Source organism: Kineosporiaceae bacterium SCSIO 59966 (assembly GCA_020881835.1).
Classification (GTDB): domain Bacteria; phylum Actinomycetota; class Actinomycetes; order Actinomycetales; family SCSIO-59966; genus SCSIO-59966.
In genome coordinates, this window is sequence record CP052876.1 from 163,175 (window position 1) to 185,102 (window position 21,928).

Sequence of the window (21,928 nt, forward strand, 5' to 3'; positions counted from 1 at the left end):
CAGTGCCATCTGCGCGGCGGGCTCCCGCGGTGCCACGCCGTCACGCACCGGCAGACGGCATTGGTCATGGGCGGACTCACCCGCGCCGAGGTCTGCTGGCACGACGCACTCTTCCGTGGTGACGTTGCGGACGTGACCGCCTGCCCCTTTTGGTCGTAAGTGACCCGAGATTCCCGTTTCGCTCCGCAATACCCTGACCGCGCGCGTTGGGAACCCGGTGCCGCCACGGTTTTGCCCGGGCGGGAGCCAGGCTCTCGAACTGGTGCAACGTCGAGACGTCCCAGCTCCACCCGCCCGGTGGCGGTGGCATGGCGCGGTGCTCCTCCCGACTCACGACGGGCTGCACGCCGTACTCGGCATGCGCACCTGGGCAGCCCCCTGCCGCCGCTGGCGCCTTCTGCGCCGCTGGCGAGGCGCAACGTGCCCGAAACCCTTGCGCAACCTGACGTGGTCCCCGCATACTTCTGCGTCAGACGGTAGAGTCGAAAATCATCCGAGGAGTTGATGGTGGACCCGGGTCACGACACGGCACTCGAGGTGGCCGACGTGAGTCTGCGCTTCGGTGGATTGACCGTGCTCAAGAGCGTGTCGATGACCGCAGGCGCTGGCGAGATCACTGCGCTCATCGGGCCCAACGGTGCCGGCAAGAGTTCCCTGGTGAACTGCGTCACCGGGTTCTACCACCCCCAGCAGGGACGGATCAGGCTCTTCGGTCAGGAGATCACGGGGCGACCCGCTCACCGCGTCGCCGAGCTGGGCGTCGCGCGTACTTTCCAGCACATCGAGCTGTTCCAGGGCTTGAGCGTCATTGAGAACTTGATGCTGGGACGGCATCGGTATCTCAAGGCTGGCGCGCTGTCCAACGGCATCTTCTACGGCCGCACGCGACGCGAGGAGCTGCAGCAGCGTGCGGTGGTGGAGGACCTTATCGACTTTCTCGATATGCCGCACATTCGCAACACACCGGTTGGCCTCCTTCCGTACGGGCTGCAGAAGCGTGTCGATCTCGGCCGAGCGCTGGCGCAGGAACCGAGGTTGCTGATCCTCGACGAGCCGATGGCTGGCATGAACGTCGAAGAAAAGGAAGACATGGCGCGCTACATTCTCGAGCTCCGCCAGGAGCGACCGACCAGTGTCATCCTCATCGAGCACGACATGGGTGTCGTCATGGACATCTCCGATCGGGTCTCGGTCCTCGACTTCGGACAGTTCATCGCTCACGGCCCACCAGACCAGGTGCGGACGGACCCAGCAGTGATCAGCGCCTACATCGGTGCGTCTACCGAAAGCCTGACCGGCGAGGCCAGCGCCCGATGACCGAGTCGATAACCTACCCCACCGAGACCATGCCGCAGCTGCTGCTGCAACGTGTTGGCGACACTCCTGACACGGTCGCGTTGCGCGTGAAGGACCGCGGGATCTGGAAGCCGATGACGTGGCGGGAGTACGGCGAGCGTGTCGAGCGCCTTGCGCTCGGTTTGTTGGAGCTGGGTCTCCGCCCGGGTGAGAACGTGGCAATCATCGGGGACAACTGGCCGCAGCATCTGATCGCGGACATGGCCGTGCAGTCCCTGCAGGGTGCCGGCGTGATCCTCTACCCGGAGTCGTCTCCCGACGAGGTCGCCTTCATCGTTCGCCATGCCGAGTGCCCGGTCGTCGTGGTCCGCGACCAGGAGCAGGCTGACAAGCTGTTCGCGGTGCAGCATGACCTGCCCGGGCTCCGGCGCATCATCTACTGTGACCCGCGCGGCATGTCGCTGTACGACCCCGAGATGGCGACCTTCTTCGACGAGGTCCTGGCGATGGGTGCTCGCCGGGCGGAGCAGCATCCGCAGGAGTACCGCGAGATCGTGTCGAGGGGCAAGAACTCCGACGTCGCGATTCTCATGTACACCTCGGGGACGACCGGGCAGCCCAAGGGCGCGATGATGACCCACCTCAACGTCATCGCAGGCGTCAAGAACTTCTTCCTCGCCGAGCCGATGAAGCCCGACTACGAGCGCCTCGTGTTCCTGCCGCTGGCCTGGGCGGGGGAGCGCTACTTCTCCACTGCAGGCCATATCCTCGAGGGTTACCGGCTCAATTTCGCCGAAGGGCCCGAGACCTTGCGGAACGACATCCGTGAGATCGGCCCGCACCAGCTTCTCGGATCGCCACGGATGTGGGAGGACTACCTCTCCTGGATCGAGGTCCGGATCAGCGAGGCGACTCGGCTGAAGCGGCGCATCTACCACTGGGGCATCAACGTCGGGCAGCGGCGTGCCGAGCGCTTCTACCGTGGGCAGAGAGCGGGGTTATGGACGCGCGTCCAGGTCGCAATCGCGGAGTTTCTGGTGTTCCGGCCGTTGCGAGACCATCTGGGTCTCCTCCGGGCCGAGAGGGTCTACTCGGGTGGAGCCGCCCTGGGAGTCGACGTCATGAAGTACTTCCACGCCCTCGGTATCCCGTTGAAGCAGGTGTATGGCCAGACCGAGGTCGGCATCACCACGACGCACTGGGACAAGATGAAGCCCGAGACCATGGGCCGTCCGGTCCCCGGTGTCGAGATCGTGATCACCGAGGATCGCGAGATCGCGCACCGTTCGGCGAGCGTGTTCGCGGGCTACTACAAGAACGAGGCGGCCACCGACGCGGCCTTCGTCGGGGACCTGCTGCGCTCGGGGGATGAAGGGTATCTCGACGACGACGGCCACCTGGTGGTGGTCGACCGGTCCAAGAACGTTGCGACGTTGACGTCGGGAGAGCGCTTCAGTCCCACCTTCATCGAGAACAAGGTGAAGTTCTCCCCATACGTGCGAGAAGCAGTGTGTTTCGGTGATGGGCGCGACCACCCGGTGCTACTGATCAATATCGATGGCGAAGTCGTCGGTAAGTGGGCCGAGGCTCGAAGGATCCCGTACACGACGTACACAGACCTCTCCCAACGGCCGGAGGTGATCGACCTGATCCGCGCGGAGACGGAGCGAGTCAACTCTGAGATGCCGCCGTTCATGCGCGTACCCCGGCTCGCCATCCTGCACAAGGAGCTCGATGCTGACGACGCGGAGATGACTCGGACCCGCAAGGTGCGCCGTGCTCAGGTCGAGCAGAACTACGCCTTCATCATTGACGGTCTGTACTCCGATCGCAACGAGGTCGAGGTCGATGCCGAGGTGACCTACCGGGACGGCCGAAAAGTGCAGATCCACACGAAGCTGCACCTGGTCGACGTTCCCATCGGCGCAGTGCAGCCCAAGGAGGTTCCGGCCGGATGAGCGAGTTCATGCAGCTGGCGGTCAACGGCGTCTTCGTCGGGATGCTCTACGCGCTGCTGGCGATCGGGTTCGTCGTGGTCGTCAAGGGCAGTGGTGTCATCAATTTCTCGCAAGGCGAGGTGGTGCTGCTAGGAGCCTTCATGGTGGCATGGCTCCTCACGGACCTGGGGATGCCCTTCTGGATCGGGATACCCGTCGCGGTCCTGGCCATGGTCGTCGTCGGCATGCTCATCGAGCGGCTGGCCCTGCGACCACTGGAGAACGAGTCGATGCTCGCTCTGGTCATGGCCACCATCGCTCTCGGCTCCGTCATCCGCGGACTGGTGCCGATGATCTGGGGTGATGGTCTTCGCTCGATCCCGCCCCTCATCGATCAGGCGCGGTACGAGTGGCTGGGTATATCCATCCCCACGACCACCTTCTGGTCGGCGGTCATGGTGCTGCTGCTTCTGGGAGCATTTGGCCTCTTCTTCTCCCGAAGCCGCCTCGGACTTGCCATGCAGGCGATCTCCGACGATCGCGTGGCCGCTCAGTCACTCGGCATCAACATTCGCCTGGTCAATGCTGTCTCGTGGGCGATGGCCGGCGGGGTCGCCGCACTTGGCGGGTTCGTGTGGGGGTCCCTGCTCGGGGTGGAGAGTCGACTCGTCGTCCTTGGCGCACTCATCTTCCCTGTGGTCATCCTCGGCGGCCTGGAGTCCATCGTCGGCGCAGTCGTGGGGGGGATCGTGGTGGGCGTGGTGGAGAGCCTGTCCGCGGGTTACCTCAACGTCTACCTCGGGGCCGGGTTCAGCACCGTAGCACCGCTGATACTTCTGCTTCTCGTGCTGTTCGTCCGTCCCCACGGCCTGTTCGGCCGGCCCCAGATCGAGAGGGTTTGACAGATGGCACTCATCGCCATGGAGACCGGGCGGTTCCACGAGACGTACTCAGAAGAGATTGCGATCTACGACACCTCCTATCGCAAGGTGTGGATCCTGTCTGTCATCGCAGCGGCATTCGTCGCGGTTCCACTTATCGCGTCGCAGTACTGGCTGACGGTGCTGACGCTGGTCGGTATAGCAGCGATAGGGGCGACCGGCCTGAACCTGCTCGTTGGCTACGCAGGTCAGATCTCGCTCGGACACGCGGCGTTCGCGGCTGTAGGGGCCTACACCAGCGGGCTGCTGATCTCGCGGGCTGAGGCGCCGTTCTGGGTCGCCATCCCCGTTGCCATGGTGGCGGCAGGCGTCTTCTCGCTCATCTTCGGCGTCGCCTCACTTCGAGTGAAGGGCCTCTACCTGGCGATCGCGACGCTGGCCGCCCAGTACATCGTGCAGTGGATTCTGACGAGCTGGACCTTCATCACCGGCGGGCATCAGGGCATTGTCATCTTCGACCCCATCCAGATCGGCCCCTTTGACACGCTGACGCCCGTGGGCAAGTACCTGCTGGTGCTCACTGCCCTCGCGCTCGTCGTCATGTTCGTGGAGAACCTTGTGCGCTCGCGAACCGGTCGCGCGATGATAGCGGTTCGAGACCAGGACATCGCTGCCGCCGGATCGGCGGTCTCGCCGCTGCGGTACAAGTTGCTGGCGTTCTTCATCTCCTCGGCGATCGCCGGGTTGTCTGGGGTGCTGTACGGCTACAACGCCGGTCTCATCTCCACGGAGGTGTTTACGTTTGCGCTGTCAGTGCAGTACCTGGCGATGATCCTCGTGGGTGGTCTCGGCTCGATCCCTGGGTCCATCCTTGGGGCCGCTTTCATCACTTTGCTGCCGATCTGGCTGCGCGACATGCTGCCCGCCGTTGGCATTGACCTTTCGCCAAGCATTGAGGTGCATCTGCTCACGCTGCTTTTCGGAGTTGCCATCCTGCTCTTTCTTATTCTGGAGCCGCGAGGGCTCTACGGCCTGTTCCGGAACATCAAGGACTACTTCCGGATGTGGCCCTTCTCCTACTGACGGCGTGGCGGGCTCACAGAAGTCTCGGACTACCGATGAACCGATGATTGGAGAGGTTATGAAGCGCAGATTTGCGAGGAGCGTCTCGGGGGTCCTCGGCTTGGTCCTGTTAGTCAGCGCCTGCGGTGCGGACTCGGGCGGCGGGAGCGAAGGGGAAGGGTCCGGCGAGGACATCGTGATCGGTGTTGCCGGTGCCCGGGTGGGGGCCATTGCCAATGTTGGCGAGGGCGTGGGTGAGGCCGTCAACGACTGGTTCGAGATGGTGAACGCCAACGGTGGCATCAACGGGAGGACGGTGCGGGTCGAGGAGATCGAGACCAGGTACGAGGTGCCGCCGGCCCTGGAGGCTTTCGCCCAGTTCCAGCAGTCCGGCGCCGTCCTGGTCGCGGTGGAGGGCACCGCGACCAGCGATGCCTTGACGCCGGTGTCAGAGCAGTCCAAGATCCCGATCATCTTCCCGGGCCAGGGGAACCTCCAGACAGTGGACGGTGAGCAGTTCCCCTATGCCTTCCCCGCTGGTCCGTTGTACGCGCACCAGGCAACGGCCATGGTGCAGCAGCAGGTCGAGGAGCTGGGCAGCGACATCAGCATCGGCTGCGTCGCGTGGGAGCCGCCGCCGGGCCGGGAGTACTGCACTGGCGTGCAGAACGCAGCCGAGCAGCTCGGTGCTGAGTTCGCCGGCGAAGTGGTCATTCCGGCCGCCGCAGCGAATGTCGATGCGCAGGTGCGTGACGCCGTCGCTCTGGACGCCGACGTGCTGCTGCACGCTGCCATCTTCGGGCAGGCGGTGCTGTTGCTCAAGGGACTCTGCGAGCAGGCACCTGACCTGCCGGTCGGCGCCTGGCACTGGGCCATCACCCAGAACGAGATCGAAGGCGCCGGGGCCGAGTGCATGGAGGGGAAGTTTGGTACATCGATGTCCAAGCTGCCGAGCGACGAACCCGAGGCCGTGACGATGCTGAGGGACTACTGGGAGGAGAGTGGCACCGAGCCCAATCCCGTCCTCGAGAGCAACTCCTTGTACGGCAACGGCCTCTACATCGCCACGGTGATCGAGGAAGCGATCCGTCAGGCTCTGGGGATCGTCGGTGACGACGGCGAGGTGACCGGTGAGGTGATGAAGCAGGCGTTGGAGTCGATCGAAGGATTCGAGGGGTACGGCGTGACGTGCCCGATCACGATCACCGAGACGGATCACTCCGGCAATCGTGCGGTGAACATCTACGAGATCCGCGACGGCGGCTGGGAACGGACAGCCGACTGCGTCACCGGACCCCCCGTCTCCGACGAGCCGGACGTTAGCTGACGGATCGCGCTTCGAGGAGGCCTGAGAATGCTGAAGCTGGATGGCGTCGAAGTCGTCTACAACCGTGTCGCCCTGGTGCTGAAGGGAGTGTCCTTCAGCGTCCCAGAGGGTCAGATCGTTGCTCTGCTCGGGAACAACGGTGCCGGCAAGACGACGACGCTACGAGCAGTCTCAGGCCTCCTCGCTCACGAACGGGGCGAGGTGGTTCGAGGCCGGATCACCTGGCAAGAGGACTCCCTGGACGGGCGTACGCCCGACTACATCGTTCGGAAGGGCATTGTGCAGGTGCTCGAAGGACGCCGTGTCTTCGAGCACCTCACCGTCGAGGAGAACCTTCTCACCGGCGGATACACCGTCGGCTCTATGCACAAGAGTCGCACCGACCTGAACATGGTCTACGGCTACTTCCCCCGACTCGCTGACCGTCGCAACCAGCGGGCCGGCTTCCTGTCGGGGGGCGAGCAGCAGATGCTTGCCATCGGGCGGGCCCTGATGGCGCATCCGCGGGTGATGCTGCTCGACGAGCCGAGCCTGGGCCTAGCGCCCGTCCTCGTGGAGGAGATCTTCCAGATCGTCGCACGGCTGAACGGCGAGGAAGGCGTGACCATCGTGCTGGTGGAGCAGAACGCGGAGGCCGCCTTGAAGATCGCTGACCACGGCTACGTGCTCGAAGGCGGGCGCATCGTCCTCGAGGGCCCAGCCGACAAGCTGCGCGAGAACCAGGACGTCGCGGAGTTCTACCTGGGCCTTAGTGGTGTGGGCGAGCGCAAGAGCTACCGAGACGTCAAGACCTACCGGCGCCGAAAGAGGTGGCTCGGATGACCCCTTCGTCCCTCCACGATGACCCCGACGAGACCCGCACCCCGGAGCAGCGCCGCGAGGACCAGCGACAGAGGATCGGTGCACTGCTCACCCGGTTGTGGGACGCAGCGCCCGCGTGGCGAAACCGGCTGGAGCAGGCTGGCCTGACGCCGTCGGAGCTCGGCACCGTGGACGCCCTGAGCCGTCTGACACCGATCGCCAAGAGCGACCTGGTGACCTTGCAGGCGAAGGAGCCGCCCTTCGGGGGCTTCTTCATCGGTGACCTGACGGCCAGTTCCCGGATCTTCATGTCGCCAGGTCCGATCTACGACGCGCAGCTGGGCACCACGGACATCGGGGGCTTCGCCCGAGGCCTACGGGCCGGCGGGCTGACGCGCGGCGACATCGTCCTCAACACCTTCGCCTACCACCTCACCCCGGCCGGGCACGCCTTCGAGTCCGGAGCGTTGTCACTGGGCTGCGTCGTCATCCCAGCGGGCACAGGCAATACCGAACAGCAAGCGAGGCTGCTCAAGGACGTACCGGTCACCGGTTACATGGGAACTCCGTCGTTCTTAGCCACTCTGGTGGAGCGAGCCGACTGGCACTTCAGAACCGCCTGCGTGGCCGCAGAGAAGCTCACCGAGGACGAGCGAGCGGTGCTGGAGTCGCGCGGGGGGCATGTCTCCCAGTTGTACGGTACTGCCGATCTTGGGTACTTGGCCGGAGAGTGTGTCGCCCGCAGTGGCATGCATCTGACCGAGGACAAGGTGGTTGAGATCCTCGATCCGACTACTGGCGATCCGGTGACGGACGGCGAGCTGGGCCAGGTGACGGTGACCACCTTCTCGCCCACCTACCCATTCCTGCGGTTGGCGACCGGGGACCTCACCCGGATCGTCAGCCGCGAGCCTTGCGCGTGCGGGCGCACCTCACCTCGGATCGCCGGTGTGCTCGGACGGGTAGGGCCGGGGGTGAAGGTCAGAGGCATGTTCGTCTACGAGCACCAGGTAGGGGCCGCCCTGTCCCGCTGCGGTCTCGATGCAGGACGACTCGTGATCGGGCGGACGGCGGGGCAGGACACGTTGACGTTGCAGATCGCCGAGCCGCTTGGTGCGCAGCAGGAGGCGGAGCTTGTGCGCGTCCTGCGGGAGGAGATCAAGCTGCGCGCCGACGTCGAGATCGTCTCGGAGCTCGACCCCCAGTCCCCGCTGCTCGTCGACGCACGGGAGATCTGGCAGGCATGAGGCGGCCACTGGCATGGCATGTCCCCTCGCCGGAAGAAGCGCGTTGGTGAGCGCTCGCGCGGCTTGGACCGAGCCGACGGCAGAGCCGGTCGCTGAGGGAGTGTTCCGGATCCCGCTGCCGCTGCCCAACGACGCCCTGCGCGCCGTCAACGTCTATCTCATCCGCACTCCCGCCGCTCTGGTGTGCATCGACGGTGGGTGGGCGCTTGAGGAGTCACGGAGCGCGTTCGACGCCGCGCTGCGCAGCCTGGGGCACGAGGTCGGTGACGTCACCAGGTTCCTAGTGACCCACGCGCACCGAGACCACTACACGCAGGCAGTCACTGTGCGCCAGGAGTTCGGCGCCCGGGTGACTTTGGGCATCGGTGACCGCGACGCCATCGAGTACTTCGGCGCGGGGCGGAGCGTGGTCGAGTCCCAGTACCGCCGTCTGGTCCAGGCCGGCGCGCGAGACCTGGCTGAAGCATGGCGCACCGAGTCCGCTGGACACAGCGTCGACCCCAAGCTCTGGCAAGAGCCTGACGACTGGCTGGAGGGAGACGTTGAGATCAGTCTCGGCGCCCGCACGCTGGCTGCCCTCGCCACGCCGGGGCACACCCGCGGCCACTACGTCTTCGCCGACGTTGCCTCTGGCGTGCTGTTCGCGGGCGACCACGTGCTGCCGACGATCACTCCGTCAATCGGTTTCGAGCCAGTGCCCTCCCCGCTACCGTTGAGTGACTTCCTCGCCTCCTTGGCCAAGGTGCGTGCGCTGCCCGACATGATGCTTCTTCCTGCGCACGGGCAGGTGACCACCAGCGTGCATCAACGCGTCGATGAGCTGTTGGCCCACCACGAGGAACGCCTGCATCGGTGCGAGGAGCTCGTCGCGGGGGGTTGTCGCACCGCCGCAGACGTCGCCACTGAGATCCCCTGGACCCGCCGTGGCCTCGCGCTTGCCGACCTAGACCCCTTCAACGCCATGCTGGCGGTGCTCGAGACCGATGCGCACCTGCGGCTCCTGGTCGCGCAGCGGCGTCTCAACCAGGGCGCTGACGCGGGTGCCCACTGCTACCAGCTGCCGCAATGGACCCACGATGACCCGGAGGCACGATGAGCCCCAGCACCGACGACGCCGTGGCCAGGCTGGCCGAGCAGGTCGCCACCTTCTTGGCCAACCACGACCCCATGACCACCGACCGCATCGAGTTCCTGCGAGCTCGCTTCGACGCGGGGCTCGCGTGGGTCCACTTCCCGGTGGGCCGCGGTGGACTTGGGCTGCCGCGGGAGCTGCAGCCCATGGTGGACGCCATGTTCGAAGAGGCCGGTGCGCCCGACAATCATCCGCGGGTCAACGTGATCGGGCTGGGCATGGCGGCGCCCACGCTTCTCGCCTACGGCACTGAGGAGCAGCTCGACACCTACCTGCGCCCGCTGTGGACAGGCGAGCAGATCTGGTGCCAGCTGTTCAGCGAACCGAACGCAGGGTCTGACCTGGCTGCCGTGGCCACGAGAGCCGTGCGCGACGGGGAGGACTGGGTGGTCGACGGGCAAAAGGTCTGGACCTCGTCCGCGCAGAACGCTCACCTCGCCATCCTCCTGGCACGCACCGACCCCAGTCTGCCTAAGCATGCGGGCTTGACCTATTTCATCTGTGACATGACCGACCCCGGGATCGAGGTGCGTCCCCTTCGTCAGATCACCGGGGAAGCTGAGTTCAACGAGGTGTTCCTCACCGGTGTCCGTATCCCGGACTCCAACCGCATCGGCGCCGTCGGCGAGGGGTGGAAGGTCGCCAACGCCACGCTGAACAACGAGAGGATCGCCATCGGCGGCGGTCCGGTGCCGCGGGAGAGCGGCATGGTCGGAGTGGCGGCGGCAGCGTGGCGCTCGAACCCGGCTCGGCGACGGCCCGATCTGCACGACCGCTTGATGCAGCTGTGGGTGGAGTCCGAGGCGGCTCGCCTGACGGGTCAGCGACTGCGCCAGAAGCTCATGGCAGGTCAGCCTGGACCGGAGGGATCGGCGATGAAGCTGACCTTCGCGCGGCTCGCCCAGCAGCTCAGTGGGTTGGAGCTGGAAGTGCTCGGTGCTGAGGGGCTGCGCTACGACGACTGGACCTTGCGGCGGCCGGTCGAGGTCGATTTCCTCGGACGCGGCCCTGGGTACCGCTACCTACGGGCGAAAGGGAACTCGATCGAGGGCGGCACGTCGGAGATCTTGCGCAACATCGTGGCCGAACGTGTGCTCGGCCTCCCGCCGGAGCCTCGAGTCGACCGTGAGATCCCGTTCAAGGAGCTGGCGAAGTGAGTGAGCTGGACCTGCTGTACACCGACGTCGAGAACGACCTGCGCCGCACGGTCCGCGACGCGCTCCGGGATCGTGTGACTCCGTCTGCCGTGATCGCCATGTACGACGGTGACCGGACGGTCGTGGAACCGCTCTGGAAGACGATCGCTCAGGACCTCGGACTCGCGGGACTGCTGGTACCCGAGGCCGAGGGAGGCCTCGGTGCGTCGGCCCGGGAGGTCGCCACTGTCTGTGAGGAGCTGGGCCGAGTGGTTGCGCCGGTCCCGTTCCTCACCAGCGCCGTCGTCGCGACTGTGGCCGTCATCGGGTCTGGCCACTCCGTGGTGGCCGACCTCGCCACCGGCGGGACGACGGCTGCGCTCGCGGTTCCGTTCACCACTGCTCCCCACGGCGCGCTGCCCCACCTCTCAGCCACCGGAGGCACTGTGACCGGCGCCGTGCCGAACGTCGCCGGAGCGCTGGAGGCCGACGTCCTGCTCGTTCCAGTCGACGAGTCCGACGGCTTGGCGATCTACGCGGTACCTGTTGCCGGTGCGAGGATCAATCCCGTTGTCTCCCTGGACATGTCGCGTCAGTTGGCAGATGTCGTCCTCGAGGCGGCGCCGGGTACACGTGTGCGAGGTGATGGCGAAGGCAGCCTGCGCGCCGCGCTCCGGACCGGTGCCGCGATGCTGGCCTCCGAACAAGTCGGTATCGCGTCGTGGTGTCTGGCGACCACCGTCGAGTACCTGCGCGAGCGCCGCCAGTTCGGACGGCCGGTCGGCAGCTTCCAGGCGCTTAAGCACCGCCTCGCCGATCTGTACGTCAGCGTGGAGTCGGGCACCGCGGCGGCCCGGTACGCCGCGGCCACGTTGGCCGTCGGCGACAGTGACGCCGAGGTCGCGACCGCCGTCGCCGCCTCATACTGCGGCAATGTCGCCGTCACGGCTGCGGAGGAGGCGCTGCAGCTGCACGGCGGCATCGGCATGACCTGGGAGCATCCCGTGCATCTTTACCTCAAGCGGGCCAAGACTGATCAGCTCGCATTTGGCCAGCCCGGGGAGCACCGGTCTCGGCTCGCGGAGCTGGTCGATCTGCCGGTCGGTTCAGGCGAGGCGGATGGAGGGTCCGCCGACGGCGGCCCAGTTGCCGCTCCTCCAGGACGAGAGATCTCGTGAGTACGGCTCCGGGGCTCCTGAGCCGTGCCGAGCTGGCGGCCATCGCGAAGGTTCTCGAAGGGGCCGGCGAAGCCGTGGCCGGTCCGATCAGTGCCCGCCTGATTACCGGCGGTCGCTCCAACCTCACGTTCCTTCTCACCGACGGCACCCGTCGGTGGGTGCTGCGCACTCCCCCTCGTGCCGGCCGGACGCCGTCGGCTCACGATGTAGCGAGGGAGTTTCGCGTGACATCGAGTCTGCTGCGGACCGACGTCCCCGTGGCCCGGGCTGTGGCGCTGTGCACGGACGAGTCCCTCATCGGTGCACCGTTCACCCTGGTCGAGTTCGTCCCGGGACGATCCATCCAGACCCGGGCTGAGCTCGATGAGCTGGACGACGAGGTCGTCTCCACGCTCGCCGACCGCCTGGTGCAGACACTGGCGGCCCTGCACAAAGTGGACTACCACGCCATCGGTCTGTCGGAATTCGGTCGGCCAGACGCCTACGCGCAGCGTCAGCTCAAGCGCTGGTCCGGGCAGTGGGACATCGTCGGAGCCGACGCGCTCGACCCCTTGGCCCGTGAGGTGAGCCGGCGGCTCGCCGCTGCGATGCCGGAGCAGAAGACCAGCAGCATCGTGCACGGCGACTTCCGCATCGACAACACCATCGTGGACCTCGGCACCGGCTCGCCTGGCTCACAGACTCGGATCGCGGCAGTCGTCGACTGGGAGTTGTCCACCCTCGGAGACCCGATCGCCGACGTGGCGATGATGTGCGCTTACCGCGACCCAGCGCTCGATCTCATCCTCGGCGCCCCCGGTGCCTGGTCGAGCCCGCGTCTGCCGGACGTGCCAACACTTGCGGCTCAGTACGAGGCCGCGGGTGGCGTCGCGCTCGCCCACTGGGACTTTCACATGGCTTTGGCCTACTACAAGATCGCCGTGGTCTCCGCGGGTATCGATCACCGCGTGCGCGCTGCGGGTGAGCTCGGGCAGGCTCAGTACTCGCCGCGGGATGCGGTGCAGTCCTACCTGGAACTGGCCCACCGAACACTCACGAGGCCGTGACGATGGACTATGCCGTTGTGGGACGCCCTGCTCCTGGCTCGAGCATCGTCCCGTCCTCTAACCACAACCCTGCGGAAGGTGTCGTATGACCACAGCCACCACCACGAGCCGGACAGCAGTTGTGACCGGCGCAGCGCGAGGTATCGGTGCCAGCATCGCCCGGCGTCTCGCAGCCGATGGCCTCGCCGTCGCCGTAGCCGACCTCGAGGAGTCGGCGTGCTACTCCGTGGTCGAGGAGATCCAGGCGGCAGGTGGCCGGGCCCTGGCGGTCCGCGTCGACGTCCGTGACGAAGACGCCGTGCACGACGCCATCGAGCGGATCGTCTCAGAACTCGGTGAGCCGACGGTACTGGTGAACAACGCTGGCATCATCCGGGACAACCTGCTCTTCCGCATGACGGTCGAGGAGTGGGACGCCGTGATGGATGTGCATCTGCGAGGCTCGTTCCTCATGGCTCGCGCCACCCAAGGATTCATGACAAAGGCCGGCTGGGGGCGCATCGTCAACCTCTCAAGCACGTCCGCGCTCGGCAATCGCGGGCAGGTCAACTACTCCGCCGCCAAAGCGGGCCTGCAGGGGTTCACGAAGACCTTAGCCCTCGAGCTGGGCAAGTTCGGCGTCACCGCCAACGCCATTGCGCCGGGATTCATCGAGACCGACATGACTGCCGCGACAGCAGCCAGGATCGGCCTCTCGTTCGAGGAGTTCAAGACCGCCGCAGCCGAGGAGATCCCGGTCGGCCGGGTCGGCGTACCGGAGGACGTGGCGAACGCCGTGTCGTTCTTTGTCAGCGACCGTGCCGGCTTCGTCTCCGGTCAAGTCCTCTACGTTGCTGGAGGACCGAAGGCATGAGGACGTTGCGCCGTCATGGATGGCCGTCAGCATCACCAGGTGGCCGACAGGCCCCCATCGACGACGAGGGTCTGTCCAGTCATGAACGCCGCCCCAGGGCCGGACAGGAAGACCGCCGCGGCAGCCATGTCGGCCGGCGTCCCCCAGCGACGGACGGGCGTGCGCCGGACGACGCGCTGCTCGAACCGCTGGTCGGAGCGTAGGCCGCTGACCAGGTCCGTCTCCACCCAACCCGGGCACAGAGCGTTGACGGTGACCCCGCCACGGCCGAGCTCGGCCGCGAGGGAGCGAGTCATGGCGATCATTCCGCCCTTGCTGGCGGCGTAGGCACTGGAGTGGGTGTCGCCGACCAGGCCCATGACGCTCGCCACGTTGATCACGCGACCCCAGCCACGGTCCACCATGGGCGGCACGAGCTCCCGGGTGAGGATGAAGGCAGCGGTGAGGTTGGTCTGGATGGTGCGCGCCCAGGTCTCGTCGTCCACGTCGCCGAGGGCTTCGTTCCAGGATCCACCGGCGTTGTTGACGAGCACGTCGATGGTGCCTGCGGCGGCACGGGCCTCGCGGGCCAGGGTCGTGGGGCCCTCAGGAGTCTGCAGGTCGGCCGTGAGCACGAGGGGGTTGTTCTGGAGGGACGCGGCGGCCTGCTCGAGCCGTTGACGGTCGCGGCCCGCGAGGACGACTCGTGCACCGGCGGCGTCGAGAGCCTGAGCCAGCGCTTCACCGATCCCGCGGCTGGCTCCGGTGATCAGGGCCGTGCGACCCGCGAGGCCGAACAACTCATCGAGCGTCATGGATCAGTGCCTCTCAGGGGATGGTCGAAAGATGTCCAGGATGCTTTCGGTGATCAGATTCAGCAGCCGCACGTCCTCGCGCTTTGACCGCGACCGGAACCAGATCGGCACGTAGTTGATAGCTCCGTGCATGCAGTGCAAGGCCACCCGTGGGTCGCGGGGCCACAGCTGCCCCGAGGCCACGCCGGCCTCGACAACAGAGACGAAGACGTCGTCGTGCAGCTTGCGCCAGTGGCGCTGCTCCTCGCGCATCGATGGCGGCCAGTCTTGGTGCTGCAGGAACAGTCGTGCCATGTCGGGGTCGTCGAGCACGAGGATCTTCAACTGCTCTGCCACCAGGTCCCGCAATGCGTCGAGGGGCGTAGGCGCCGCGTCGGCGACCGCCGACAGGCGATCGATGGTCCGCTGTGCAACCGCCTCGAAGCAGGCACTGAGCAGAGCGTCCTTACTGTCGAAGTAGTGGTAGAGCGACGCCTTGGTCAGATCCACCTGTTCGGCGACCATCTCCAGCGAGGTGTGGTGGTAACCGTGCTCGGCGACTACCCTGGCGGCGACGCGCAAGATGGCGTCGATGCGCTGGTTTCGTTTGCGGCCCACCCGACTTAGCGGCTGCTGCTCGTCGTTGCCGGCCGGGCCGCTCACGATTCCACCCCAGGCGCGGACGCCGGTCCTTCGTGGGATGGATTTGTCAAATCTGTCGCGAATCTCACCGGATAAGCGTACCTTGGGCGCGACTCGCTGCTCCGGATGGCTCCGCGTTCCCGGAAGGGCGCACTGTCGAGCACGTCCACCGGACGAAGCACCATGGCTGCCGGTACGTCGGCGCGGGCCGTGCGAGCCAGGATGTCCTCGGCTGGAAGCCTTGCGAAGAGGCTCTCCAAGCGGTGCCGCAGACGGTGGTAGTCCTTTTGGCGTGCGGCGAAGGTGGAGTCGCGTTCGTCGGTGAGGTCGAACTCGTCGCAGAACCGTTCCCAGAAGTGCTGCTCGTGGACGATGCCGAGCGCGATCCGCTGGCCGTTGGCGGTGTCGAAGACTCCGTAGTGCGGTGTGTGATTGAACAAGTCAACTTCTCCGGCCTCGTGCGGTAGAGCGACGGGGAAGGTCCAGGAGGCCATCACGTCAGCCATGCTCACGTCAAGATGAGCGCCCTTGCCGCTCGTGGCGCGACCGACCAACGTGGCGCTGATCGTCATGGCCGCCATCAGGCCGGAGGCGAGATCCGCATAGGGGAGCGGTGGAACGGCCGCGAAGGACGGTACGCCCTGCGCCAAGGTCCCGGCGTCGGCGTGATACGTGAGGTCGTGGCCAGGCTTGTCGGCTCGCTCGCCGTCGTGCCCGTATCCCGAGATCGAGCAGTAGACCACCCCTGGATTGATCCTGGCCACCGCCTCGTAGCCCACCCCCAGGCGTTCGAGCACACCGGGTCGGAAGCCCTCCACGAGCACGTCACACTCGCGCGCCAGCCCTAGCACGCGGGCTCGTCCGGCGTCGGACTTCAGATCCACCTGTTCCACCCGCTTGCCGGCGTTGACCTCGCCGTAGAGGGAGGGAAAGGCGCGGGCGGGGTCTCCGCCGGGCGGCTCGATCCGGTGAACCTCGGCCCCGAGGTCGCAGAGCAGCCGAGTGGCGTACGGGCCGGGCAGCTGCAGGCTGAGGTCGAGCACCTTGACACCGGTCAGTACCGGTCGCGCCGCCTGCCACATCAGTACGACCTGGGCAGCTGCAGCACCTGCTGCGCCACGTGGTTGAGCACCATCTCGCGACTCACGGGGGCCGTCTTGTGCAGGCGCACGAACCCCCAGAGGTCCGCCAGGCCGAACTCCGTGGACAGGCCGTGGCCGCCGTGTACCTGGATCGCCCGGTCCAGAGCCTCCACCGCGGCGTCCGCGGCAGCGAGCTTCGCGCTGTTGGCGGCGACCCCTGCCTCACGAGGACTCGTCCCCGCATCCACCAGCCAAGCAGCCTTCTGGGTCATCAGCCACGCCAGGTCCCGGTGGATCCAGGCCTCCGCGAGCGGGTGGGCCAGCCCCTGGTGGGCACCGATGGGTACGCCCCACACGACGCGCTCCTGCGCGTAGCGCGCCGCCTTGCCCAGCGCGTAGCGGCCCAGCCCGCACGCGTGGGCGGCCGTCATGATCCGCTCCGGGTTGAGGCCGGCGAAGATGAGCCGCAGCCCCTCGCCCTCCTCGCCCAGCAGGCGGTCGGCGGGTACCCGCACGTTCTCGAAGCTGACCGTGAACTGACTCTCCGGGGCGTTGACCTGCATCGAGATCGGATGCCAACTCAGCCCCGCGGCGTCGGTGGGCACCACGAAGAGGCTCAGGCGCCCGCGACCGGAGTCATCGCGCCCGGTTCGGGCCACGACCAGGATCTCGCGGCTCTCGTCCACCCCGGAGATGTAGTGCTTGGTGCCGTTGAGCACCCACTCTTCCCCATCACGACGAGCCTGGGTAGCGAGCTGGTGACTGTTGCTCCCGGCCTCGGGCTCGGTGATCGCGAAGGCCATCTTGGCTGATCCCGAGCACAGGTCGGGTAGCCATCGTTGCTTCTGCTCCGGGGTGCCGTAGGCAGAGATCACCGTGCCGCATATCGCGGGCGAAACGACGAGGAGCAACAGCGGACAGCCGTGTGCGGCCAGCTCCTCACCGACGACCGCCAGCTCGCTGATCCCGAGCCCTCCGCCGCCGTACTCCTCGGGCAGGCTCACCCCGACGAAACCGGCGTCTGCAACCTCCTTCCACAGCTCCTCGCTGTGGGAACCCTCCGCGGCCGCGCGTTGGTAGTAGGCGTGGCCGTACTTCTCGGCGATCGCGTGCACCGAAGCGCGGATGTCGCGGTGCAGCTCGGATTCGGCGAAGTCCATCACGATCCTCCTGAGGCGGCACCCGCGAACGGCGGGCGGAACGCGGGTCGTAGCGAGGTGGCGAGTTCTTCCGGGCTACGTGCCATGTAGGGCTCGCCGAGCTGGAGGTTCAGCGCGCCGATATCGGTGGCGTGCAGCGCAGGGGAGAACGACAGCCGGGGCGTGAGGACGGCGTGCAGCCGGCCGCCGTCAGCGGCATCGGCCGTGGCGGGAAAGAAGGACATGTTGAAGCTGGAGACACCGGTCTCCCCCAGTGCACGCAGCAGCCGGGACATGACGGCGCAGAAGTCCTCCAGCGCTGCGTCGTCGAGGGTGTCCAGCACCTGGTGGTCGGAGAAGACGATGCGCACGTCCGACAGTGCTGAGAGCGAGACGAAGTCGGTGAGAACCGTCACGTGCTCGCTGTCGTGGACCCATCGTTCGCCCACGGCGCGCTCGGTCTCCACCAGATCGTCGAAGAAGGGACGGCCCCAACGCTTGAGGTACTCCCGCTGGGCCCCGATCCTTGCCTTGACGTTGGTCCCCGGCTCGTCGGTGACGATCACCTGCAGATGCGGATGGATCTGCGTCGACGCCGCGGGCGGCATGTAGTTCCAGCTCAGCAGCGTGTAGGGCAGCGCATGCCCAGCTGCGCGAATGGCCGCCGCATAGTCCCGCGCCAGACTGATGGCGTCGACGAGAAGCTCGGGGGACCAGTCACCGATCGGCACGAAGTGCTCTGCGCAGATCACCGTGACGGCGCTGAACGCGTCGTAGGGAGAAAGGTTCGGCACCAGGGTCGCCTGCCCCCGACGAAGGCGGCCGGCGCCGAAGACGTCGGGAGGCAGCTGCGGGGTCACGACCTCCAGTCGGTCCGGACAGAATGGACAGATCTCACGCGTGGTGGCGGCGAGTGCCGCGAAGTCCTCCGGCTGAGGTGCGAATCCGACAAAGTGTGCGAGCCGGCCGGTGGTTCCCAGCAGCGGGTCACGCCGGATCTCGCTGGTGATCTGGGCAGGAGCCCAGTTCTGGGACGGGTCGAGGTACCGGGTCGTGCGGAACGATCGCTCGAAGGCGATCCCCGGGGCGCCAGGCCGATCATTGTCGCTCATGCTTATCGGCCCAGGATGTGTACCGCGGCCGCCGCGACATCACCGCCCAGCCAACCACCGGCGTTCTCGGTGATCCCGATCCGGGCGCCCTCGACCTGACGCCCCCCGGCGCGGCCGCGGAGCTGGTCGGCGACCTCGACCACCTGCGCCACGCCAGTGGCGCCCACCGGGTGGCCCTTGCACACCAGTCCGCCGCTGGGGTTCGTCGGCAGGTCGCCACCGACGCTCAACCGCCCCTTGCGCACGGCGAAGACGCCCTCGCCCGGTGCGAGCAGGCCCAGCTCCTCCAGCGCGATCAGCTCTGCCGGCGCGGTGGCATCGTGCACCTCGGCAAGGTCCACCGCGTCGGGTGAGACATCGGCCTGGCTGAACGCCAACCGCGCCGCGTGCGTGACAGCCGGTTCGGCGTGCCGTCCTCGGCCAGAGACCAGGCTGGAGGCCAGCAGCCTCACGGGGGTGGCTTCAGGCGAGGGCTCGGTGGTGAGGACGACCGCGGCGGCGCCGTTGCCGATGGGTGAGCACATCGGGAGGGTGAGGGGGTCGTTGATCAGCCGGGCGTTGAGGACCTCCTCGACGGTCAGGGGTGCCGCGAACTGGGCCACGGGGTTGTGCGAGGCGTGGCGCCGGTTCTTCACCACCAGTGCGGCGAAGTCCTCTGGGCGGGCGTCGTGGTCGGTCAGGTAGTCCCGGGCCAGCTGCGCGTAGATGTCCATGAACAGTGAGCCGTCACCCCGGATCTCGGGGGTCTCCTCCTCCAGCCGTTCCTGGTCCACGGCCGCAGCCAAGGCAGTCATCGGGCGCTGCTTGTCCTCGCTGGCCATCTTCTCCGCACCGACGACGAGTACGGTGCCGGCTCGGCCGGCGCGCAGTGCAGTGTCGGCCAGGTACAGCGCAGTTGAGCCGCTGGCACAGGCGTTCTCGCAGTTGACGATAGGGGTTCCGTCGAGGTCCAGTCCGCGCAGCAGCACCTGGCCCCGAATCATCTCCTGCCCCGTCAGCAGGCCGCCGGCAGCATTGCCGACGTAGACAGCGTCGATCTGGTCCAGACTGACGGCGGCATCGTCGAGCGCCGCGCGGACGGCGTGCTCGACCTGGTCGGCGGACCGGGTACTGGGGGCGCGGTCGAAGGGGGAGATGCCCGTCCCCACGACGAAGGTGGCGCTCATCGACTGGCGCCCCAGCGTTCGATGATCGTCGCGTTCGCCTGGCCGCCACCTTCGCACATGGTCTGGAGTCCGTAGCGCCCGCCATGTTCCTCGAGAACCGACATCAGGCTGATCATCAGTCGGGCACCGGATCCACCGAGGGGGTGCCCCATGGCGATGGCGCCGCCGTGCAGGTTGACGTGCGCGTCGTACCACTCCTCGGAGATGTTCAGCTCGTCTCGCCAAGCCAGCACGACGCTCGCAAACGCCTCGTTGATCTCCACCGCGTCGAGGTCGTCCACATCCAGCCCGGCTCGGCCGAGGGCCTTGCGAGTGGCGGGGGCCGGTGCGGTGAGCATCATCACCGGGTCGTCACCGGCCAGCGCCATCGACACCAACCGCGCCCGTGGTGTCAGCCCGAGCTCCTGTGCCCGGTCCTCACGCATCAGCAGCAGCGCGGCAGCGCCGTCGGTGATCTGCGAGGAGTTCGCGGCGGTGATCACGCCATCCTCCCGGAAGACCGGCTTGAGAGAGGCGATCCGCTCTGGGTCGGGCTCTCGGATCCCCTCGTCGTGCTCCACCAGGGTCTCGCCCACCTTGACCGGGACGATTTCTCGGGCGAACACGCCCGCCTCCCGTGCTGCGATCGCCCGGCGGTGAGAACGCACTGCCACCGCGTCCAGGTCGGATCGGGAGAACCCCCACTTCTCCGCGATGCGCTCGGCCGACTCGCCCTGCGAGACCAGCGGATGGGCCGCGAGCAGCTGTTCGCTGTACGGCGACCCCTGGAAGGTCGCAGCGGAGCCGATAGGAATCCGGCTCATCGACTCCACGCCGCACGCGATGGCGACGTCGTAGCTGCCGGAGGCGATCCCTTGTGCGGCGAAGTGCAGTGCCTGCTGGCTTGAGCCGCACTGCCGGTCGACCGTGACCGCTGGTACCGAGATCGGGAGTCCGGCAGCCAACCACGCGTTGCGGGTGACGTTGAAGGACTGCTCGCCTACCTGTCCCACGCAGCCGCCGATCACGTCGTCGACGGTGGCTGCGTCGATCCCGGTGCGGTCGATGAGCTCGCTCAGCACATGCGCCAACAGGTCAACCGGGTGCACCCCGGCCAGCCCTCCTCCCCGCCGTCCCATCGGACTACGCACACCGTCGACGATCACGACCTCGTTCACAGCGCTGCTCCTTCGGCTCGCGGTATCGACGCGCGTGGTGGTGCCTCGCGCGAGAGGTGGCGGGAAGTCTACAATCATTCGACCAGCAAGTCGATATCCGTCTGATGGGATGGGAGCGTTCGGTGATCGAGGACACGATGGTGGTCCCCCCTCGACGGGCAGCGAGCGTGGTCGTCGTCCGTGACGGCCGTGACGGAGTCGAGGTGCTGCTGCTGCGCCGGACCTCCAAGGCGGCGTTCGCCCCGGACCGGTATGTCTTTCCCGGCGGCAGCATCGATCCCAGCGATCAGCACATCCCTGCGCTCGTGACCGGCGAGCATGTCGCGAGTGCCGTCGACGAGGTCACCGTCGCCGCGGTGCGCGAGACCTGCGAGGAGGCGCTGATTCTGCTCGCCGTTGACCGGAGTGGCGCCCCGGCAAGTGTCGAGCACGCCCGTGAGGTGCGTAGCGAGCTTGCGCGTGGGGCCTCACTCGCCGCGGCGTTCGAGCAGCGAGCGTTGCGTCTAGACGCGGCGTCGCTCGCCTACCACGACCGGTGGATCACGCCCGAAGGCGCCCCTCGCCGGTTTGACACCTTCTTCTACTACGCAGTCGCACCGGCGGGTCAGGTATCGGAGCACGACAGCGGCGAGGCGGTCGACTCGGTCTGGGTTCGGCCCGCTGACGTGCTGCACAGTGAAGAGTGGACGCCGCGCCTGCTGCCGCCGACCCGGTATCACCTGACTCTGTGCCAGCAGACCGACACGGCTGCGGTCCTTACGGCGGCACGCACGGGAGCAGTCCGGGAACCGACTCGTGCGCGACTGGTCTCCGACGGCGCCGGAGGCACCAACGTGATCGTCCGCCCGGGCGCCGCGCCGGTACCGCTGGGGTCGCTGCCGTGGCGAGTGCCTGACGCGGCTGACGGTCGATAGCGGGTAGTAGACAACGCGACCGGAGGGACGTAGCCTTCCCGCAAGTC

20 protein-coding genes are annotated in these 21,928 nt (G+C 67.1%); 13 read left to right on the forward strand and 7 right to left on the reverse strand.

Annotated features, from left to right (window positions below; all coding sequences use genetic code 11):
- Positions 1–504: 504 nt before the first annotated feature.
- From HJG43_00800 to fabG, 12 genes are all read left to right on the forward strand, one after another.
- Positions 505–1,317, forward strand: a complete 813-nt coding sequence (locus HJG43_00800; protein ID UER53335.1) for an ABC transporter ATP-binding protein — start codon at positions 505–507, stop codon at positions 1,315–1,317.
- Positions 1,314–3,254, forward strand: coding sequence for an AMP-binding protein (locus HJG43_00805; GenBank protein ID UER53336.1), 1,941 nt, complete (start codon positions 1,314–1,316; stop codon positions 3,252–3,254). The genes HJG43_00800 and HJG43_00805 overlap by 4 nt, the downstream gene beginning before the upstream one ends.
- An 8-nt stretch (positions 3,255–3,262) precedes the next feature.
- Positions 3,263–4,135, forward strand: coding sequence for a branched-chain amino acid ABC transporter permease (locus tag HJG43_00810; protein UER53337.1), 873 nt, complete (start codon positions 3,263–3,265; stop codon positions 4,133–4,135).
- A gap of 3 nt (positions 4,136–4,138) precedes the next feature.
- Complete coding sequence (locus HJG43_00815) at positions 4,139–5,197, forward strand: branched-chain amino acid ABC transporter permease (GenBank protein UER53338.1); 1,059 nt, start codon at positions 4,139–4,141, stop codon at positions 5,195–5,197.
- A 100-nt stretch (positions 5,198–5,297) separates the two neighbouring features.
- On the forward strand, positions 5,298–6,503 hold the full coding sequence (locus HJG43_00820; GenBank protein UER53339.1) for an ABC transporter substrate-binding protein: 1,206 nt from the start codon (positions 5,298–5,300) through the stop codon (positions 6,501–6,503).
- 27 nt (positions 6,504–6,530) lie between these two features.
- Positions 6,531–7,325 carry an ABC transporter ATP-binding protein gene (locus HJG43_00825; protein UER53340.1) on the forward strand — a complete coding sequence of 265 codons (795 nt, stop codon included), beginning with the start codon at positions 6,531–6,533 and terminating at the stop codon, positions 7,323–7,325.
- Positions 7,322–8,551, forward strand: a complete 1,230-nt coding sequence (locus HJG43_00830) for a phenylacetate--CoA ligase family protein (GenBank protein UER53341.1) — start codon at positions 7,322–7,324, stop codon at positions 8,549–8,551. Before HJG43_00825 ends, HJG43_00830 begins: the two co-directional genes overlap by 4 nt.
- A gap of 13 nt (positions 8,552–8,564) precedes the next feature.
- Positions 8,565–9,647: an MBL fold metallo-hydrolase gene (locus tag HJG43_00835; GenBank protein ID UER53342.1), complete on the forward strand. Its 1,083-nt coding sequence runs from the start codon at positions 8,565–8,567 to the stop codon at positions 9,645–9,647.
- The gene (locus HJG43_00840) at positions 9,644–10,840 is read left to right on the forward strand and encodes an acyl-CoA dehydrogenase (protein UER53343.1); all 1,197 of its coding nucleotides are present in this window, start codon (positions 9,644–9,646) and stop codon (positions 10,838–10,840) included. Before HJG43_00835 ends, HJG43_00840 begins: the two co-directional genes overlap by 4 nt.
- Complete coding sequence (locus HJG43_00845; GenBank protein ID UER53344.1) at positions 10,837–11,997, forward strand: acyl-CoA/acyl-ACP dehydrogenase; 1,161 nt, start codon at positions 10,837–10,839, stop codon at positions 11,995–11,997. Before HJG43_00840 ends, HJG43_00845 begins: the two co-directional genes overlap by 4 nt.
- Positions 11,994–13,043, forward strand: coding sequence for a phosphotransferase family protein (locus HJG43_00850; protein ID UER53345.1), 1,050 nt, complete (start codon positions 11,994–11,996; stop codon positions 13,041–13,043). The genes HJG43_00845 and HJG43_00850 overlap by 4 nt, the downstream gene beginning before the upstream one ends.
- A gap of 85 nt (positions 13,044–13,128) precedes the next feature.
- On the forward strand, positions 13,129–13,896 hold the full coding sequence (gene fabG, locus HJG43_00855; GenBank protein ID UER53346.1) for a 3-oxoacyl-ACP reductase FabG: 768 nt from the start codon (positions 13,129–13,131) through the stop codon (positions 13,894–13,896).
- A gap of 32 nt (positions 13,897–13,928) precedes the next feature.
- Here the strand turns inward: fabG and HJG43_00860 are convergent, their stop codons facing one another.
- From HJG43_00860 to HJG43_00890, 7 genes are read right to left on the reverse strand one after another with little or no spacing between them, the layout of a single operon-like run.
- On the reverse strand, positions 13,929–14,690 hold the full coding sequence (locus HJG43_00860) for an SDR family oxidoreductase (protein ID UER53347.1): 762 nt from the start codon (positions 14,688–14,690) through the stop codon (positions 13,929–13,931).
- A gap of 3 nt (positions 14,691–14,693) precedes the next feature.
- On the reverse strand, positions 14,694–15,332 hold the full coding sequence (locus tag HJG43_00865) for a TetR/AcrR family transcriptional regulator (GenBank protein UER53348.1): 639 nt from the start codon (positions 15,330–15,332) through the stop codon (positions 14,694–14,696).
- Positions 15,329–16,354 (reverse strand): CoA transferase, encoded by a 1,026-nt coding sequence (locus tag HJG43_00870; protein UER53349.1) that lies wholly within the window; start codon positions 16,352–16,354, stop codon positions 15,329–15,331. Before HJG43_00870 ends, HJG43_00865 begins: the two co-directional genes overlap by 4 nt.
- Positions 16,355–16,392: 38 nt before the next feature.
- Positions 16,393–17,553 carry an acyl-CoA/acyl-ACP dehydrogenase gene (locus HJG43_00875; GenBank protein UER55585.1) on the reverse strand — a complete coding sequence of 387 codons (1,161 nt, stop codon included), beginning with the start codon at positions 17,551–17,553 and terminating at the stop codon, positions 16,393–16,395.
- Positions 17,553–18,644, reverse strand: coding sequence for a hypothetical protein (locus tag HJG43_00880; GenBank protein UER53350.1), 1,092 nt, complete (start codon positions 18,642–18,644; stop codon positions 17,553–17,555). Before HJG43_00880 ends, HJG43_00875 begins: the two co-directional genes overlap by 1 nt.
- Before the next feature lie 2 nt (positions 18,645–18,646).
- Positions 18,647–19,810, reverse strand: coding sequence for a thiolase family protein (locus HJG43_00885; protein UER53351.1), 1,164 nt, complete (start codon positions 19,808–19,810; stop codon positions 18,647–18,649).
- Entirely contained in the window at positions 19,807–20,967 is a 1,161-nt protein-coding gene (locus HJG43_00890) for a thiolase family protein (protein ID UER53352.1), read from the reverse strand. The genes HJG43_00885 and HJG43_00890 overlap by 4 nt, the downstream gene beginning before the upstream one ends.
- 122 nt (positions 20,968–21,089) lie before the next feature.
- Between HJG43_00890 and HJG43_00895 the strand changes: the two genes are divergently transcribed.
- On the forward strand, positions 21,090–21,881 hold the full coding sequence (locus HJG43_00895) for an NUDIX domain-containing protein (protein ID UER53353.1): 792 nt from the start codon (positions 21,090–21,092) through the stop codon (positions 21,879–21,881).
- The last annotated feature ends 47 nt before the right edge of the window (positions 21,882–21,928 follow it).